The following is a 14,997-nucleotide window of genomic DNA, read 5'->3' on the forward strand; positions in this document are numbered from 1 at the left end:
CGGGCGTCGTCGGCTCAGTGGATGAGGTCGTGGCGCGGGATGATCGCGTCGCGGCTCGGGCCGACGCCGATCGCGGAGATCCGCGTGCCCGACATCTCCTCCAGCGCGTGCACGTAGCGCTGCGCGTTGACCGGCAGGTCGTCGAACGTGCGGGCGCCGGAGATGTCCTCCCACCAGCCGTCGAGCTCCTCGTAGATCGGCTTCGCGTGGTGGAACGCCGTCTGGTCGAGCGGCATCTCGTCGTACCGGACGCCGTCGACGTCGTACGCGACGCAGACCGGCACCTTCTCGAAGCCGGTGAGGATGTCGAGCTTGGTGAGCACCATGTCGGTGATGCCGTTGACGCGGGTCGCGTAGCGAGCGATGACCGAGTCGTACCAGCCGCAGCGGCGCGCGCGACCCGTCGTGACGCCGTACTCGCCGCCCTGCTTGAGCAGGTACTCGCCGTTCGCGTCGAACAGCTCGGTCGGGAACGGGCCCTCGCCCACGCGCGTCGTGTACGCCTTGATGACGCCGATCACGGAGCTGATGCGCGTCGGCCCGACGCCCGAGCCCGTGAGCGCGCCGCCCGCGGTCGCGTTGGACGACGTGACGAACGGGTACGTCCCGTGGTCGACGTCGAGCATGGTGGCCTGCCCGCCCTCGAAGAGGACGTTCTTGCCCGCGTCGAGCGCCTTGTTCAGCTCGAGCGCCGTGTCCGCGACCATCGGCTTGAGCCGGTCGGCGTACTGCAGCAGCTCGGCCACGGTCTCGTCCACCGTGATGGCGCGGCGGTTGTAGACCTTCACCAGCAGGTGGTTCTTCTGGTCGAGCGAGCCCTCGATCTTCTCCGCGAGGATCTTCTCGTCGAAGAGGTCCCAGATGCGGATGCCGACGCGGTTGATCTTGTCCGCGTACGCCGGCCCGATGCCGCGGCCCGTCGTGCCGATGCGACGCTTGCCGAGGAACCGCTCGCTCACCTTGTCGATCGTGCGGTGGTAGCCGGCGATGACGTGCGCGGAGCCCGAGACGAGCAGGCGCGAGACGTCGACGCCGCGCGAGATCAGGTCGTCGAGCTCCTGGAACAGCACCTCGATGTCGACGACGACACCGTTCGCGATGACCGGCGTGACCCCCGGGGACAGGATGCCCGACGGCAGCAGGTGGAGCGCGTACTTCTCGTCCCCGATGACGACCGTGTGGCCGGCGTTGTTGCCGCCGTTGAACTTGACCACGTAGTCGACCCGGGACCCGAGGAGGTCGGTCGCCTTGCCCTTGCCCTCATCGCCCCACTGGGCACCGACGAGCACCACGCCTGGCATGGAATCCCCACTTTCGCGCTGCCTGTTCCTCGGGCCGGTCATGGTCGTGGGCGCGCACCGGCGTCCGGAGCGGAGCGGGCACGGCGTGCCCGACGGCGCCGGGCCCGCGGGCCCGAGGCGTCACCCGGGCGGCAGAGACCCGGGGACCGGCGCCGAGTTTACCGGTCGGATGACGGAAATTGACCTTCGAGGCGTCTATCGACCGCGTCACGCCCGGGATGGGCAGAATGGCCTCATGAGCGACACCCACCCGAACCTCCTCGACGGCCCCGCACCCGTCCGCCTCCCCGACGACTACGCGCACGTCCGCGACGCCATCGCGGCCGACGGCGACCCGTACGAGATCGCGGGCCGCTCGCCCGCGAGCTCGCTCGCGTGGGCCTACCTCGCCGAGGACTTCCTCCACGAGAACGGCTCGCGCGGCGCGGTGACGGCCTACGCGTTCGCGCGCACCGGCTACCACCGCGGGCTGGACTCCCTGCGGCGCGCCGGCTGGCGCGGCCAGGGACCGATCCCGGCCGACCACGTGCCGAACCAGGGCTTCCTGCGCGCGCTCCTGGCCCTCGCCGAGTGCGCCGCGTACCTCGGCGAGGTCGAGGAGGCGGAGCGCTGCGAGCAGTTCCTGCGCGACTCCGGGACCTCGGCCGACGAGGTGCGCGCGCTGCGCTGACCGGCCGCGCGTCCGCCCGGCGACCACCGGGTGGGCGCGCGACGCACCCGGGCGGCGTCTAGAGTCGTGGGCATGATCGAGATCGCCACGTCCCCCGCGACGACGACCCTCGTCATCGCCGGAGACCTCGATCTCGCCGAGCGCGACCAGTTCCCGGAGATCGCTGCACGCGTCGTCGGGCTGCGCCGTCAGCTCCTCGTCATCGACATGTGCCGCGTGACGTTCATGGACTCCACCGGCGCGGCGTTCCTCATCTCGCTCGCCGACGCCGGTCGCAAGCGCGGCGGTGCGACGGTGCTGCGCGGCTGCGACGACCGGGACCTGTTCGTTCTCGAGGTGTGCGGCGCGCTCGAGCTGTTCCGCATCGACAACGACCACCGCTGCGAGCCCGCGACACCCCCGTCCGGCTTCGCCAAGGTCGAGCCCCCGGCCTGACGCCCGCGGGGCGTCCTAGCGCCCCGAGGGTCGCAGGGTTGCCCACACGAGCTTGCCCGACGCCGTCGGGCGCCACCCCCAGTCGGCGAGCCGCTCGACGATCTGCATGCCGAAGCCGCCCATGCGGTTCGGGTGCCCGTCCGTGGGGACGGGGGGCGCCGGGTTGGAGTCCTCGACCTCGACGCGGATGCCGTCGCCCGTGTCGAACAGGCGCAGCGCGAGGTGGCCCCAGCCGTGCAGCACGCCGTTCGCGACGAGCTCCGAGACGACGAGCTCCGCGTTGGCGCTCTCCCGCACGCCCCACGCCTGGCACGTGCGCACGACGGCGTGCCGCGCACGCCCGATCGACGCCGGCTCGCTCGGCAGGAGCCAGCGGCGGCTGCGCGGGCTGAGCACGACGGCGGACGCGTCCCGCTGCGGGTCGGGGATGCGCACGACGACGAGCGCGACGTCGTCCTCGGGGGCGTCGGCCAGGCGCGACAGCAGCTCCTCGCCCACGCCCGCGGCGTCGACGGCCGTGACCGCCTCGGACGCCGCGACGAGCGCCTCGAGCCCGACCCGCAGGGCGCGGTCGCGGCGCTCGATGAGGCCGTCGGTGTAGAAGACGAGCGTGTCGCCCGGCAGGAGCGTCGCGACGCCCGTCGAGCGGCTGCGGCCGCCGAAGCCGACGAGCGCTCCCCCGGCGTCGTCGAGCTGCGTCACGGTGCCGTCGCGCAGCAGGAGCGGCGGCAGGTGGCCGGCGCGCGAGTACTCGATCCGCCACGTGTCCTCAGGCTGCGCGGCGTCCGGCTGCGTGAGCGCCGCGTACACGAGGCTCGCGGAGCGCGGGATGCGCATGCCCTGGACGAGCTGGTCGACGCGCTCGAGCACGGGGCCGGGCGTCGTGAGCTCGTACGCGTACGAGCGCACCACCGAGCGCAGCTGGCCCATCGCGGCCGCGGCCTCGACGTCGTGCCCCACGACGTCGCCGATGACGAGGCCGACGACGTCCGGCGCGATCTGCAGGACGTCGTACCAGTCGCCGCCCACCTGGGCGTGCTCGGAGTTCGGCGCGTAGTACGTCCACACGTCGAGGCCCGTGACGTCGGCCTGCTCGGGGAGCATCGCGCGCTGGAGCGTCTCGGCGAGGCGGTGCTCGCGCGCGTACAGGCGCACGTTGTCGATCGCGGTGCCGGCGCGGCGGGCGATGACCTGCAGCAGCGTGCGCACGCCCTCGCGGGCCTCCGCGTCGGTGCCGAACCCCTGCGGCGGCGTGTCGGGCAGGTCTCCCGTGACGAGCAGGCCGAGGATGCGCCGGCGCCCCGGGACGGCGGACACCGTCACGGACCCCGGCCGCCGGGGCAGCCCGGAGAGCCGGTGGTGGAGGTCGCGCTGGAGCCAGCCCGAGGCGGACCACTGCGGGTACGTGGCGGAGAGGTCGAGCGTCACCGGCCCCTCGATGCGCCCGTCGAGCACGTCCTGGACGCGGTCGGGCACGTCCACGCGGACGCGCGGCACCGAGCCGGTGACGGAGGCCGAGTCGCCGAGCGCGTCGGTCGCGTGCACGCCCGGGGCCAGGGGCAGGACGCCGGGCGTGTAGCGGCCGTGCCGCTGGCCGCGCCCGCTCGGGGGCGCCGCCGTGTCGACGCCCTCCGCGTACCGCAGCCCGTCGTCGTTGAGGTAGAAGCCCGCCCAGTCGACGACGTACCCCGCGAGCAGCGCCGTGATGTCGCGCAACGCGTACGGCTGGTCGAGGTCGGCGAGGAGGTCGGAGCTTCGGGAGACGACGTCGAGCACCGCGCGCTCGCGCCGCTCGAGCGCGAGCGACGCGACCTGGGCCGCGTACCGGTCGAGGTGCTCGGAGACGTCGACCTGCGCACCGACCCAGTGGGTCACCGTGCCGTCCGGGCCGGTGAGGGGCGCGAGCGAGAGCTGCGTCCACACCGCGACCCCGTCGCGCCGGAAGGTGCGCACGGTGTAGGTGAGCTCGCGCTCGTCGGCCACGGCGGCGCGGAGCTGCTGGGCGTCGACGGGGTTCGCGAGGAGCGACTCGAGGACCTGGGGGCTGCGGCCGAGCACCTCGGCGGCGGTGAACCCGGTCTGGCGCTCGAACGCGCGGTTGACCCAGACGATCGGCATCTCCGCCGACCGCGGGCCCGTGACGAACATCGCGACCCCGGTGGCGTCCATCGCGCGTGTGCACAGTTCCTGGACGTGCGCGGGCAGGTCGGTGCCGAGCCCCGGCGAGCTGCCCATCGTCACCTCCGACGGTCCGAGCGTCGATCGTCTGGAAACGGACGCCACGGTCGCGTTACTGTCCCGACTGGACATTCAACCGTAGATTGGTGCTTCCCGAGACCGGAACCGGTCCGGACCACGCCAGAGAGGAGCGCCGGTGCGCGAAGGTACACCCCCGGCCGCAGACCGCCCGGTCGGCGTCGCCGGCGACCCCGCAGGAGCGGGCGACCCCGCGAGCGTGCACGTCATCGTGGGTACGACGCGAGCCCGCATCGTGCTCTCGGGCGAGATCGACGCCGACCTCGGCGCCGACCTCCAGGAGGCGACCGCCGCGGCGGAGGACTCCGGCCTGCCCGTCGAGATCGACGCCCACCACGTGACCTTCATGGACTCGTCCGGTGTGGCGTTCCTCGCACGTCTCGCGTCGCGCGGCCCGCACCGCGTGCGCGTCCTCCGCGCCCCGCCCACGGTCCGGTTCCTGCTCGAGGTGACCCGCATCGGCGAGCTGCTCGACATCGTCGACGTGGACCCCGGCTTCGACCTCGACGAGCCTCCCGGCAACGGCGCGGGCACCACCGACTGATCCCCGTGGCCGCCGGACGCCCGTCGTCGGGCGCGCCCGCGGCCGCAGCACGACGAAGGCCCCCGGTCCTCACGGACCGGGGGCCTTCGTGCGACGCGGGCCCGGAGCGGACGCCGGGCCGTGCGGCGTCAGCGGATCTTGTTGCCCGCGGAGCGCAGCTGCTGCGACGCCTCGATGATGCGCGCGGCCATGCCGGCCTCGGCCAGCTTGCCCCAGGCGCGCGGGTCGTAGGCCTTCTTGTTGCCGACCTCGCCGTCGATCTTCAGGACGCCGTCGTAGTTCGAGAACATGTGCCCGACGACGGGGCGCGTGAACGCGTACTGCGTGTCGGTGTCGATGTTCATCTTGATGACGCCGAAGTCCACCGCCGCCGAGATCTCCTCGGCCGTGGAGCCGGAGCCGCCGTGGAAGACCAGGTCGAACGGGTTCTCCTTGCCGACCTTCGCGCCGACGGCCTCCTGGATCTCCTTGAGGATCTCCGGGCGGAGCTTGACCGCACCCGGCTTGTACACGCCGTGCACGTTGCCGAACGTGAGGGCCGTCAGGTAGCGGCCCTTCTCGCCCGTGCCGAGCGCCTCGATCGTCGCGAGGCCGTCCTCGACCGTCGTGTAGAGCTTCTCGTTGATCTCGGCCTCGTGGCCGTCCTCCTCGCCGCCGACGACGCCGACCTCGATCTCGAGGATCGTGCGCGCCGCCTGCGAGAGCTCGAGCAGCTCGGCCGCGATGGTGAGGTTCTCGTCCAGGGGGACGTCCGAGCCGTCGTACATGTGCGACTGGAACGTCGGCAGGCCGCCGTTCTTCACCTGCTCGGCCTCGATGGCCAGGAGCGGGCGGACCCAGGAGTCGAGGTTCTTCTTGACGCAGTGGTCGGTGTGGATCGCGATCTGCACCGGGTAGTTCTTCGCGACCTCGCGCGCGTACGCCGCGAGCGCGAGCGAACCGGCGATGCGGTCCTTGACCGTCGAACCCGAGCCGTACTCGGCGCCGCCCACGGAGACCTGGATGATGCCGTCGGACTCGGCCTCGGCAAAGCCCTGGAGCGCGGCGGTGATGGTCTGCGACGAGGTGATGTTGACGGCCGGGTAGGCGAACGAGCCTGCCTTCGCCCGGTCGATCATCTCGGCGTAGACCTCGGGGGTTGCGATGGGCATGCGGAGCTCCTGTGGAGTCGTGCGGGGTGGACTGTCAGGTCAAAGTCTGGCATGGATGACAGCGCGAGGTCAGGGCCGTTCGACCTGTGGTCCCCGGATGACCACGCCTCTACCTCGGCGACCCCGTCGGCCCCAGGTGCTGCGCCGCCCACGCGTGCAGGGCGATCGCGCCGGCGGCGCCCGCGTTGATCGACCGGGTCGACCCGTGCTGCGTGATGTGGAGCACCGCGCGGCACGCCTCGACCGCCTCGGGCGTCAGCCCGGCCGACTCCTGGCCGAGGAGCAGCACGCACGACGCGGGCAGCGCGTAGCCCTCGATCGGCACCGACCCCGGGACGTTGTCGACCCCGAGGAGCGGCAGCCCCTCCCCCGCCGCCCAGACCGCGAGGTCCGCCACCGACTCATGGTGGTGGACGTGCAGGTAGCGGTCGGTGACCATGGCGCCGCGGCGGTTCCACCGCCGTCGCCCCACGACGTGCACCCCGGCCGCGTTGAACGCGTTGGCGGTGCGGACGACGGAGCCGATGTTCAGGTCGTGCGCCCAGTTCTCGATCGCGACGTGGAGCCGGCGGGCCGGGTCGCGGCGCGCGTCGAGGTCGGCGACGACGGCCTCGACCGTCCAGTACCGGTAGGCGTCGACGACGTTGCGGCGGTCGCCGTGCGCGAGCAGCTCGGGGTCGTACCGGGGGTCGAGCCGCGTCGCCCCGGGCGGTCCGGCGGGGTCCGGGACGCGGGGCCACGCCTCCGGGCCGCCGGGCCACGGGCCGACGCCGACCTCGCGCTCGTCCGCCTCCCGCTCGCCCGCGCTGCTCGCCATGGCGCACATTCTGCCGGGACCCGCAGGTCCGTCGTCGCCGGACCTCCACGGCGGGTCCACACCGACCGCCGGGCCACGCGGCCGCGCCCGGCTACGCTGGTGACCCGTGACCACCCTCGCCGAGCTCGCCTCCGCCCTCCCGGGAGCCGCGCACGCCGCGAGCCTCGGCGCCGCCGGACCGGTCGCCGCCCTGGGCCCCGACTGGATGGACCCGATGACGCTCATCGAGCGCTTCGGCGACGCCGCGCTCGTCGGGATCGTCGTCGTCATCTTCATCGAGACGGGCCTGCTCTTCCCGATCCTGCCGGGCGACTCGCTGCTGTTCACCGCGGGTGCGCTCGTCGCGCAGGAGTCGCTGCAGATCAGCCTGCCCGTGCTGCTCGTCCTGCTGTTCGCCGCAGCGTTCCTCGGCGACCAGACGGCGTACCTCATCGGACGCACCGTCGGGCCCAAGGTGTTCGACCGGCCCGACTCCCGGTTCTTCAAGCGCAAGTACATCGACCAGACGAACGCCTACTTCGAGAAGTACGGCGGCCGGACGATCGTCATCGCGCGGTTCGTGCCCATCGTGCGCACGTACGCCCCCGTCGCCGCGGGTGTCGGCAAGATGCACTACCGGCACTTCGTCGGGTTCAACGCGCTCGGCGCGCTGCTCTGGGCCGTCGGCCTCACGTGGCTCGGCTACCTCCTGGGGAACATCACGTTCGTCAAGGAGAACATCGAGGCGCTCGTCCTCCTCATCGTCTTCCTGTCCGTGCTGCCCATGGTCGTCGAGGTCTGGCGCGGGCGGCGGGCGGAGAAGCGGGCGGCGGCGCTCGAGGCGCAGATCGCGGCCGACGCCCAGCAGAGGACCGGGGTCGCGGAGGACGCGACCGCCGTCGGCCAGGCCGACACGGACGGGAAGGACGCCTGACATGACCCGAGAGATCACGAGCTGGCTCACCGACATGGACGGCGTGCTCGTCCACGAGGGCCACGCGATCCCCGGCGCACCGGAGTTCGTGCGCGCGCTGCGCGACAAGGGCCGGCCGTTCCTCATCCTCACGAACAACTCGATCTTCACGGCACGCGACCTGCGGGCGCGGCTCGCGACGTCGGGCATCGACGTGCCGGAGGAGTCGATCTGGACGTCGGCGCTCGCGACGGCGCAGTTCCTCACCGACCAGATCCCCCAGGGCAGCGCGTACGCCGTGGGCGAGGCCGGGCTGACGACGGCGCTCTACGAGGCCGGCTACACGCTCACCGAGTCCGACCCGGACTACGTGGTGCTCGGCGAGACGCGCACGTACTCGTTCGAGGCGATCACCAAGGCGATCCGCCTCGTGCTGGGCGGGTCGCGGTTCATCTGCACCAACCCCGACACGACCGGGCCGTCGCAGGAGGGCCCGCTGCCCGCCACGGGCGCCGTCGCGGCGATGATCACCTCGGCGACGGGCCGCAAGCCGTACTTCGTCGGCAAGCCCAACCCGATGATGTTCCGCTCCGCGCTCAACCGCATCGACGCCCACTCCGAGACGACCGCGATGATCGGCGACCGGATGGACACCGACGTCGTCGCGGGCATCGAGGCGGGCCTGTACACCTACCTCGTCATGACGGGCTCCACGACGATGTCCGACGTCGACCGCTACCCGTTCCGGCCGAGCAAGGTCGTCGACTCCGTCGCGGACCTCGTCGACCTCGTCTGAGGGCACGCCGGGCCGGTCCGGCCGTTCCAGCTCCCCGGGGAACCCCGCACGCACGACGACGCCCGGTCACCGCGAGGTGACCGGGCGTCGTCGTGCCGGGGACCGGGGTCAGCCGGCCGCGGCCACCTCCACGCGACCCGCGCGACGGCGGCGCACCGCCAGGAGGGCCGCACCGGTGAGCAGCAGCGTCCCGGCCAGAAGCGCGAGGCTCCCGGCGTCGGAGCCGGTGGTGGCGAGCGCCCCCGAGTAGGCGTCGCACTCGACGTCGCCGCCGACCGGGAAGCTCACCGTCACCGGCGAGAGCGCGGTCCCGGCCTCGTAGAACCCGGCGAACGCCTTCGCGCCGGCGGCCGTGAGGGTCGCGGGGACGCCGCTCCACGTGATCGTGGAGCCCGACGTCGCCTTCTTCCCCGACAGGTCCAGGCTCGCGAACGCGACGCCGGTCGACGAGGACTTGTTGCCCTCCATGTCGCTGCTCTGCACGTCGACCACGAGCGTGCCCGACGACCCGTCCACGACCACCCGCGGGTTGCTGATCCGCAGGTCGAGGATGCCCTCGTGCCCGGAGAACGACACCGACCCGCCGAAGCTCGCGCGGCCCTTGCCGAGGTCCGTGTTGAACGAGCCCTTGCCGCCGCTCCACGTGAACGCCGAGCCGCCGTCCCGCACGCCGTCCGTCGAGACCGAACCCTTCGCGATCGGGCCGGTGACGTACGACCGGAACCGGTCGCTCACACCCCACGAGAGGGTCGCGCCGTTGACGCCCTGCGCGAAGCACTGCTCCGTCGCGCTGCCGGAACCGGAGCCGGTGCCGGTCGTGCCGGCGCCCACGATCGTGATGGGCGCGGACGCGGTGTGGTCCGCACCGACGAGGAGGAGCGTGTGCTCGCCCGGGGCGACGTCCTTCGGGATCGTCACGGTCGAGCTCGCGGCGCCACCGGCGTTCGCGGTCGTGCCCGTCGCGAGCGTGCGCGGCGTGGAGCGGAGCTCCGTGCGGATGCCGGACTCGCGCGCGCCGAAACCGACGCCGCTGATCGTCACCTCGTCGCCCGGGCGAGCCTGCGCCACCGAGAGCGTCGCCTTCGCCGGGTCCACGGACCCGCCGGTCGAGCCGTCGCCCGGGGCGCCGATGGTGCCGCCGCCCCCGGGCGCGGTCGCCTTCGCGCCGACCGTGAACGTCACGGGGTCGAGCGCGGTCCCGGCCGGGTAGAAGCCGACGAACGCGAGCGAGCCGTCCGCGGTGAGCGTCGCGGCCGCGTCGCGGAACGTCACGGCCCCGTCCGCGCTCGTCGTCGGCGCACCGAGCGCCAGGGTCGCGACGGCGACGCCCGTGCGGTCGAACGTCGAGCCGTCCAGCCCCGTGGAGCGCGCGTCCGCGAGCAGGCGACCCGTGCCCGGGCCGGTGATCTCGACCACCGGGTTCGACAGGGTGAGGTCGAGCGCGCCCGCGTGGCCGGTGAAGCGGACCGTCCCGGCGTACCGGGCCGTCCCCCGGCCGCTCGACGCGGTCCACGTGCCGCCGTCGGCCTGGCCGAAGCGGAAGACGCCGTCGACGACGCTCGCGCCGCTCGTCGCCGTCGCGCCGCCCTTCGCGACCGGGCCCACGATGTAGCTGCGGAACGACTCCTTGACGCCCCACGTGAGGCTGCCGGCCGTCGTCGGCGCCGGGGTCACCGGCGTGGCGGTCACCGCGACGGTCACCGGCGCGGACGTCGAGCCGCGGTAGGCGGTGGCGTCCGTGGGGACGAACGTCGCGCTCAGGGCGTGCGACCCGACGGCGAGCGGGGCCGTCCGGAACGTCGCGACACCGTCCGTGACGGCCGCGGTGCCCAGGGTCGTGCCGCCCGCGACGAACCGGACCGTGCCGGCGGTCTTCGGCGCGACCGTCGCGGTGAGCGTCACCGCCGCGCCCTCGACGACCGACGTCGCCGACGACGCGAGCGTCGTCGTGGTCGCCTTCGCCTCGCCGCCGGGGACCGGGGCGGTCACGGTCAGCGTGGCGCTGCCGGTCAGGCCGAGCTCCGACGTGACGACGACGGGGACTGCCCCGGCGGGGGTGCCGGCGGGGACCGTGAGCACGAGCGTCGCGCCGTCGCGGGAGTACGACGCCGGGGCGCCGCCGAACGTCACGGCCTTGACCGCGTCGTCCGCAGCGAGGCCACGCACGGCGAGGCGGACCGTCGAGCCGGCCTCCACCGTGGTGGACGCGGGCGTGACGGTGAGCGTGCCCGGCGCGTCGTACGCGACGGGGACGAAGAGCTCCTGCGCGGCGTTGCTCACGCCGCCCGCGCCGTAGGTGGCGACGCCGTAGCGACCGCCCTCGAGCGCGGCGGGGTTCTTCACGACGAGACGCGCCTCGAACGTGCCGTCCGGCGTGATGTCCGCCCACTGCGCCCGGACCACCGACTGGTACTGCACGGGGACCTGGTCGAGCACGGGCTCGGCGAGGGCCCACACCTGCGAGCCGACCTTGCGGGTCGACGCCGCAGCGCCCTCGGACGGCCGCCACTGCTCGGCGAAGCTCCCGAACACGACGTAGGTGCCCTGCGGGAGCGTCGCCGGGATCGGGACGCCGCGCCCGCCGACGTTCGCCGCCGGGTCGAAGCCGGTGCCCCGGACGACGATCGTGTCGCCCGCCGCGACCGGGGTGTCGCCGAGCGGCGTCGTGCCGTCCGCGGCGAGCACCGAGATCTCGGGCTCCCACACGGGCGCCTCGGGCTCCGTCGTGAACGCGACGGGCGCGTACAGCTCCTGCGCGGCGTTGACCGTGCCGCCCGCGGCGTACGTGTAGACGCCGTAGCGGCCGCCCTCACGCTCGAGCTCGCTCGCGACGAGCTCGGCGGTGAACGTGCCGTCCGGCGCGAGCTCGGCCCACTGCCCGCGGATCGCGGACTGGTAGCGCGGGTCCACCTGGTCGAGCGCCGCGGACGAGAGGGCCCACCGCTGCGCGCCGGCCGTGCGCGCGCTCGACGGGGCACCCTCCGACGGGCGCCAGTCGGTCGCGAAGCTGCCGAAGACCACGTAGGTGCCGGCGGGGATGCCGCCGGAGATCGGCGGGCGGTTGCCCGCGGGCGCGACGTTCGCGGCCGGGTCGAAGCCCGAGCCCTTGACGACGATCCTGTCGTCCGGGCGGACGGGCGCGTCCCCGAGCGGCGTCGTGCCGTCGGCGGCGTAGAGGGTGATCCGCGGCTCCCAGACCGGCTCGGGCGTCGTGCCGCCCTGGACCGCGACGGGCGTGAACGTGTCGAGGCTGCGGTCGGTCGCCGAGAGGCCGTGCGCGGCGGACGTCGCCACCACGTACTGCTTCGCCGGGTCGAGCTTTCCGGCCGGGACGGTCAGCGTCGTGGTGAACGCGCCGTCGCGCACCTGCTGCGGCATGACCCAGCCCTGGGCGAGCCACCCGCTCGCGACGAGAGGGCCGCTGCCGTCCCAGATCGAGGCGTCGCCGAGGAGCACGTACGCGCCGTTCGCGGCGCCCGCGCCGACGAACCCGGTGCCCTGGATCGTGAACGTGTTCTCCACCGCCGGGTCGACGGGCGCCGACGGCGACACCGTGACCGCGGGGTCGACGGCGGGCTCCGGCTCGGGCTCGGGCTCCGTGGCGGTCACCGTGTGCGCGACGGCCGCGGAGGCCGAGGCGACGAACGCGGCCGGGTCCGCGGGCGTGAAGGCGGCGCTCAGCTCGTGGCTCCCCGCGGCGAGGGCCGCGGTCTCGAGGCGCGCGACGCCGTCGGCCACGGGAGCGGTGCCGAGGGCGGTGCCGCCGTCACGGAACTCGACCGTGCCCGCGGCGGCGGGCGCGACGGTCGCGGTGAGCGTCACGCTCGCCCCGGCCGCGGACGTGCCCGCGGGCGCTGCGGCGAGCGCGGTCGTCGTCGCCTGCGCGGGCGCCACGGGCTCGGGCGACACGACGCGGGCGGTCAAGGTCGACAGGGGCTTGCCCGCGTACGACGAGAAGTACGGCGAGACGTTCCCGAGCGTCCCGACGACGGTCCCGTCGGCCACGAACGTGACCTCGTCGCCGGTGCGCGTCGCGGACACCGTGACGTCGGCGACCTTGACGTCGTTCCCCGCGCCGGGGTTCACCGTGCCCGCGAAGTCCGCGTAGACCGCGCCCGTCGTCGGGCCGGTGAGGTCGAGCCGCACGTCGAAGATCGTCACGTCGAGCGCGCCGTGGTGGCCCTCGTACCGGGTCGATCCGCCGAGACGGACGGTGCCCGTCCCGGACGCGGCGTCGTAGCTGCCGGACGCGGGGCCGTAGGTCGCCTGGCCGCCCTGGAGCGGCGGGGTGATCGTGCCCTGGGCGATGCCGCCCGTGACGTACGACGTCCACGAGTCGACGAAGTTCCAGGTGGCCGACCCGCCGGTCACGTCGGCCGCGGCCGCCTGGGCCGGGGCGCCGGTGCCGGCGACGGTGAGGCCGGCGGCGAGCGCCGCGGCGAGGAACGAGGCGAGGGCGCGTCGGACGCGTCTCGGCGATGAAGTGCGCACAAGGTCTCCCGTGCTGGTCCGGGCGAGGTCCCGGCGGGGAGCGGGACCGAGAAGGGAGCGTGCTCACGCTCCGCCGAGACGGACCATATAAGGGTCGCCTCACCAAAGCAAGGTAAGCCTGACCTATCGAGATGTGACGCGCGCCTCCTCCCTCCACGACGACGCCCCGCGGCCCAGGAGGCCGCGGGGCGGTGCGCCGCGTCGAGCGGCGGGAGACGGAGCGGGAGGGGCTCAGGCGAGGCCGAGGTCCTCCAGGCTGAAAAGGTAGTGGTACGGCACGCCGAGCGCCTCGATCTTCGCGCCCGCACCCGTGGCACGGTCGACGATCGTCGCGACGCCCGCGACCTCGCCCCCGGCCGCGCGCACGGCCTCGATCGCCGTGATCGGCGAGCCGCCCGTCGTCGTGGTGTCCTCGACCACGACGACGCGCCGGCCCGCGACGTCGGGGCCCTCGATCTGGCGCTGCATCCCGTGCGCCTTCGCCGCCTTGCGCACCACGAACGCGTCGAGGTCCTGACCACGGGACGCGGCGGCGTGCAGGAGGGCGGTCGCGATGGGGTCGGCACCCAGCGTCAGGCCGCCGACGGCGTCGATCTCCGCCGTGCCGAGCGCCTGCTCCTCGAGGAGGTCCAGGAGCTGGTGGCCGATGAGCGGCGCCGCGCGGTGGTGCAGCGTCACGCGGCGCAGGTCCACGTAGTAGTCCGCCTCCTTGCCCGAGGAGAGCGTCACGCGGCCGTGCACGACGGCGAGCTCACGGATGAGGCCGAGCAGCTGCTCGCGGGGGGTCGAGGCGAGCGTCGAGGCGGGGTCGGTAGTCACGACCGCCAGGGTATCGGGCCCGCCCGGTGCCTAGCGGTACTTGCCGATCGCGCGGACGGCAGAGCGCGGCATCGCGCGCAGGGCCGCCGACGCGACCCGGTACCGCACCGACGGCGTGGAGATGACGACGCCCCGCCGGACGTCCGCGAGCGCCTCCGCGACGACCCGGTCGGCGTCGAGCCACGCGAGGTCGGGGAGCACCGACTTGTCGATGCCGGCGCGGTCGTGGAACTCGGTGTGCGTGAAGCCGGGGCACAGCACGGTCGCCGTGACGCCCGTGCCGTGCAGCTCGACGGCGAGCCCCTCCGTGAAGGACCGCACCCACGCCTTCGCCGCCGCGTACGTGCCGCCCGCGGTGAGGGCCGCGACCGACGCGACGTTGAGGATCGCGCCGCGCCCGCGCTCCGTCATCTGGCCCGCCGCCGCGTGCGACAGCACCATGACGGCGCGGACCATGACGTCGAGCGCCTCGAGCTCGACGTCGAGGTCGCCCCCGACGAAGTGCTGGTGCGTCGCGAAGCCCGCGTTGTTGACGAGCAGGCCGACCGGGCGCTCGTCCGGGCCGCCGGTCGTGGCGAGGCGCTCCGCGACGCGCGCGACGTCGTCGGGCACGGAGAGGTCGGCGCGCAGCACCTGGACGCGCACCCCGGCCGCGGCGCGGATCTGCCGTGCGGTCTCCTCGAGGCGCGCCTCGTCGCGCGCCACGAGGACGAGGTCGTGCCGCGCCGTGGCGAGCTGCCACGCGAACTCCAAACCCAGGCCGGCGCTCGCGCCGGTGATGAGTGCTGTCGCCATGGTCACAGCCTACGGGCGCCCGGGTGACCC

The 14,997-nt window shown here is 73.9% G+C and carries 12 protein-coding genes; 5 read left to right on the forward strand and 7 right to left on the reverse strand.

Going from position 1 to position 14,997, the window contains the following annotated elements; all coding sequences use genetic code 11:
- Window positions 1–14: 14 nt before the first annotated feature.
- Window positions 15–1,301: an adenylosuccinate synthase gene (locus tag RDI86_RS05565; protein ID WP_021482868.1), complete on the reverse strand. Its 1,287-nt coding sequence runs from the start codon at window positions 1,299–1,301 to the stop codon at window positions 15–17.
- Between the two features lie 235 nt (window positions 1,302–1,536).
- Between RDI86_RS05565 and RDI86_RS05570 the strand changes: the two genes are divergently transcribed.
- Both RDI86_RS05570 and RDI86_RS05575 read left to right on the forward strand, forming a co-directional pair.
- A complete protein-coding gene (locus tag RDI86_RS05570; protein ID WP_043653884.1) occupies window positions 1,537–1,971 on the forward strand; it encodes a DUF3151 domain-containing protein in 435 nt (144 codons plus the stop codon).
- A 72-nt stretch (window positions 1,972–2,043) separates the two neighbouring features.
- On the forward strand, window positions 2,044–2,406 hold the full coding sequence (locus tag RDI86_RS05575) for an STAS domain-containing protein (RefSeq protein WP_043653881.1): 363 nt from the start codon (window positions 2,044–2,046) through the stop codon (window positions 2,404–2,406).
- A 15-nt stretch (window positions 2,407–2,421) separates the two neighbouring features.
- Here the strand turns inward: RDI86_RS05575 and RDI86_RS05580 are convergent, their stop codons facing one another.
- A complete protein-coding gene (locus tag RDI86_RS05580; protein ID WP_061267141.1) occupies window positions 2,422–4,641 on the reverse strand; it encodes a SpoIIE family protein phosphatase in 2,220 nt (739 codons plus the stop codon).
- Between the two features lie 139 nt (window positions 4,642–4,780).
- Here RDI86_RS05580 and RDI86_RS05585 point away from each other — a divergent pair, with 139 nt between their 5' ends.
- Window positions 4,781–5,206 carry an STAS domain-containing protein gene (locus RDI86_RS05585; protein ID WP_021482033.1) on the forward strand — a complete coding sequence of 142 codons (426 nt, stop codon included), beginning with the start codon at window positions 4,781–4,783 and terminating at the stop codon, window positions 5,204–5,206.
- A gap of 128 nt (window positions 5,207–5,334) precedes the next feature.
- On the opposite strand, the gene fbaA is transcribed toward RDI86_RS05585, so the two are convergent.
- Both fbaA and RDI86_RS05595 read right to left on the reverse strand, forming a co-directional pair.
- Entirely contained in the window at window positions 5,335–6,357 is a 1,023-nt protein-coding gene (fbaA, locus tag RDI86_RS05590; protein WP_021482032.1) for a class II fructose-bisphosphate aldolase, read from the reverse strand.
- A 109-nt stretch (window positions 6,358–6,466) separates the two neighbouring features.
- Complete coding sequence (locus tag RDI86_RS05595) at window positions 6,467–7,174, reverse strand: RNA methyltransferase (RefSeq protein ID WP_308820905.1); 708 nt, start codon at window positions 7,172–7,174, stop codon at window positions 6,467–6,469.
- Window positions 7,175–7,379: 205 nt separating this feature from the next.
- On the opposite strand from RDI86_RS05595, the gene RDI86_RS05600 reads away from it, so the two are divergent.
- Both RDI86_RS05600 and RDI86_RS05605 read left to right on the forward strand, forming a co-directional pair.
- On the forward strand, window positions 7,380–8,087 hold the full coding sequence (locus tag RDI86_RS05600) for a VTT domain-containing protein (RefSeq protein ID WP_082774328.1): 708 nt from the start codon (window positions 7,380–7,382) through the stop codon (window positions 8,085–8,087).
- 1 nt (window position 8,088) lies between these two features.
- Window positions 8,089–8,862 (forward strand): HAD-IIA family hydrolase, encoded by a 774-nt coding sequence (locus RDI86_RS05605; protein WP_021482670.1) that lies wholly within the window; start codon window positions 8,089–8,091, stop codon window positions 8,860–8,862.
- A 108-nt stretch (window positions 8,863–8,970) separates the two neighbouring features.
- Here the strand turns inward: RDI86_RS05605 and RDI86_RS05610 are convergent, their stop codons facing one another.
- The 3 genes from RDI86_RS05610 to RDI86_RS05620 form a co-directional block, all read right to left on the reverse strand.
- Window positions 8,971–13,353, reverse strand: a complete 4,383-nt coding sequence (locus RDI86_RS05610) for an HtaA domain-containing protein (RefSeq protein WP_308820906.1) — start codon at window positions 13,351–13,353, stop codon at window positions 8,971–8,973.
- Between the two features lie 231 nt (window positions 13,354–13,584).
- Complete coding sequence (gene pyrE / locus RDI86_RS05615) at window positions 13,585–14,172, reverse strand: orotate phosphoribosyltransferase (RefSeq protein WP_308820907.1); 588 nt, start codon at window positions 14,170–14,172, stop codon at window positions 13,585–13,587.
- Window positions 14,173–14,202: 30 nt separating this feature from the next.
- A complete protein-coding gene (locus RDI86_RS05620; RefSeq protein ID WP_061267145.1) occupies window positions 14,203–14,967 on the reverse strand; it encodes an SDR family oxidoreductase in 765 nt (254 codons plus the stop codon).
- Window positions 14,968–14,997: the final 30 nt, after the last annotated feature.

Origin of the sequence: Cellulosimicrobium sp. XJ-DQ-B-000, from assembly GCF_031119065.1 — a bacterium.
Taxonomy (GTDB): domain Bacteria; phylum Actinomycetota; class Actinomycetes; order Actinomycetales; family Cellulomonadaceae; genus Cellulosimicrobium; species Cellulosimicrobium funkei.

Coding starts and splice junctions, on each gene's coding strand:
- RDI86_RS05565 (WP_021482868.1), bottom strand. CDS start 1,301: ATGCCAGGCGTGGTGCTCGTCGGTGCCCAGTGGGGCGATGAGGGCAAG.
- RDI86_RS05570 (WP_043653884.1), top strand. CDS start 1,537: ATGAGCGACACCCACCCGAACCTCCTCGACGGCCCCGCACCCGTCCGC.
- RDI86_RS05575 (WP_043653881.1), top strand. CDS start 2,044: ATGATCGAGATCGCCACGTCCCCCGCGACGACGACCCTCGTCATCGCC.
- RDI86_RS05580 (WP_061267141.1), bottom strand. CDS start 4,641: ATGGGCAGCTCGCCGGGGCTCGGCACCGACCTGCCCGCGCACGTCCAG.
- fbaA (WP_021482032.1), bottom strand. CDS start 6,357: ATGCCCATCGCAACCCCCGAGGTCTACGCCGAGATGATCGACCGGGCG.
- RDI86_RS05595 (WP_308820905.1), bottom strand. CDS start 7,174: ATGGCGAGCAGCGCGGGCGAGCGGGAGGCGGACGAGCGCGAGGTCGGC.
- RDI86_RS05600 (WP_082774328.1), top strand. CDS start 7,380: ATGGACCCGATGACGCTCATCGAGCGCTTCGGCGACGCCGCGCTCGTC.
- RDI86_RS05605 (WP_021482670.1), top strand. CDS start 8,089: ATGACCCGAGAGATCACGAGCTGGCTCACCGACATGGACGGCGTGCTC.
- RDI86_RS05620 (WP_061267145.1), bottom strand. CDS start 14,967: ATGGCGACAGCACTCATCACCGGCGCGAGCGCCGGCCTGGGTTTGGAG.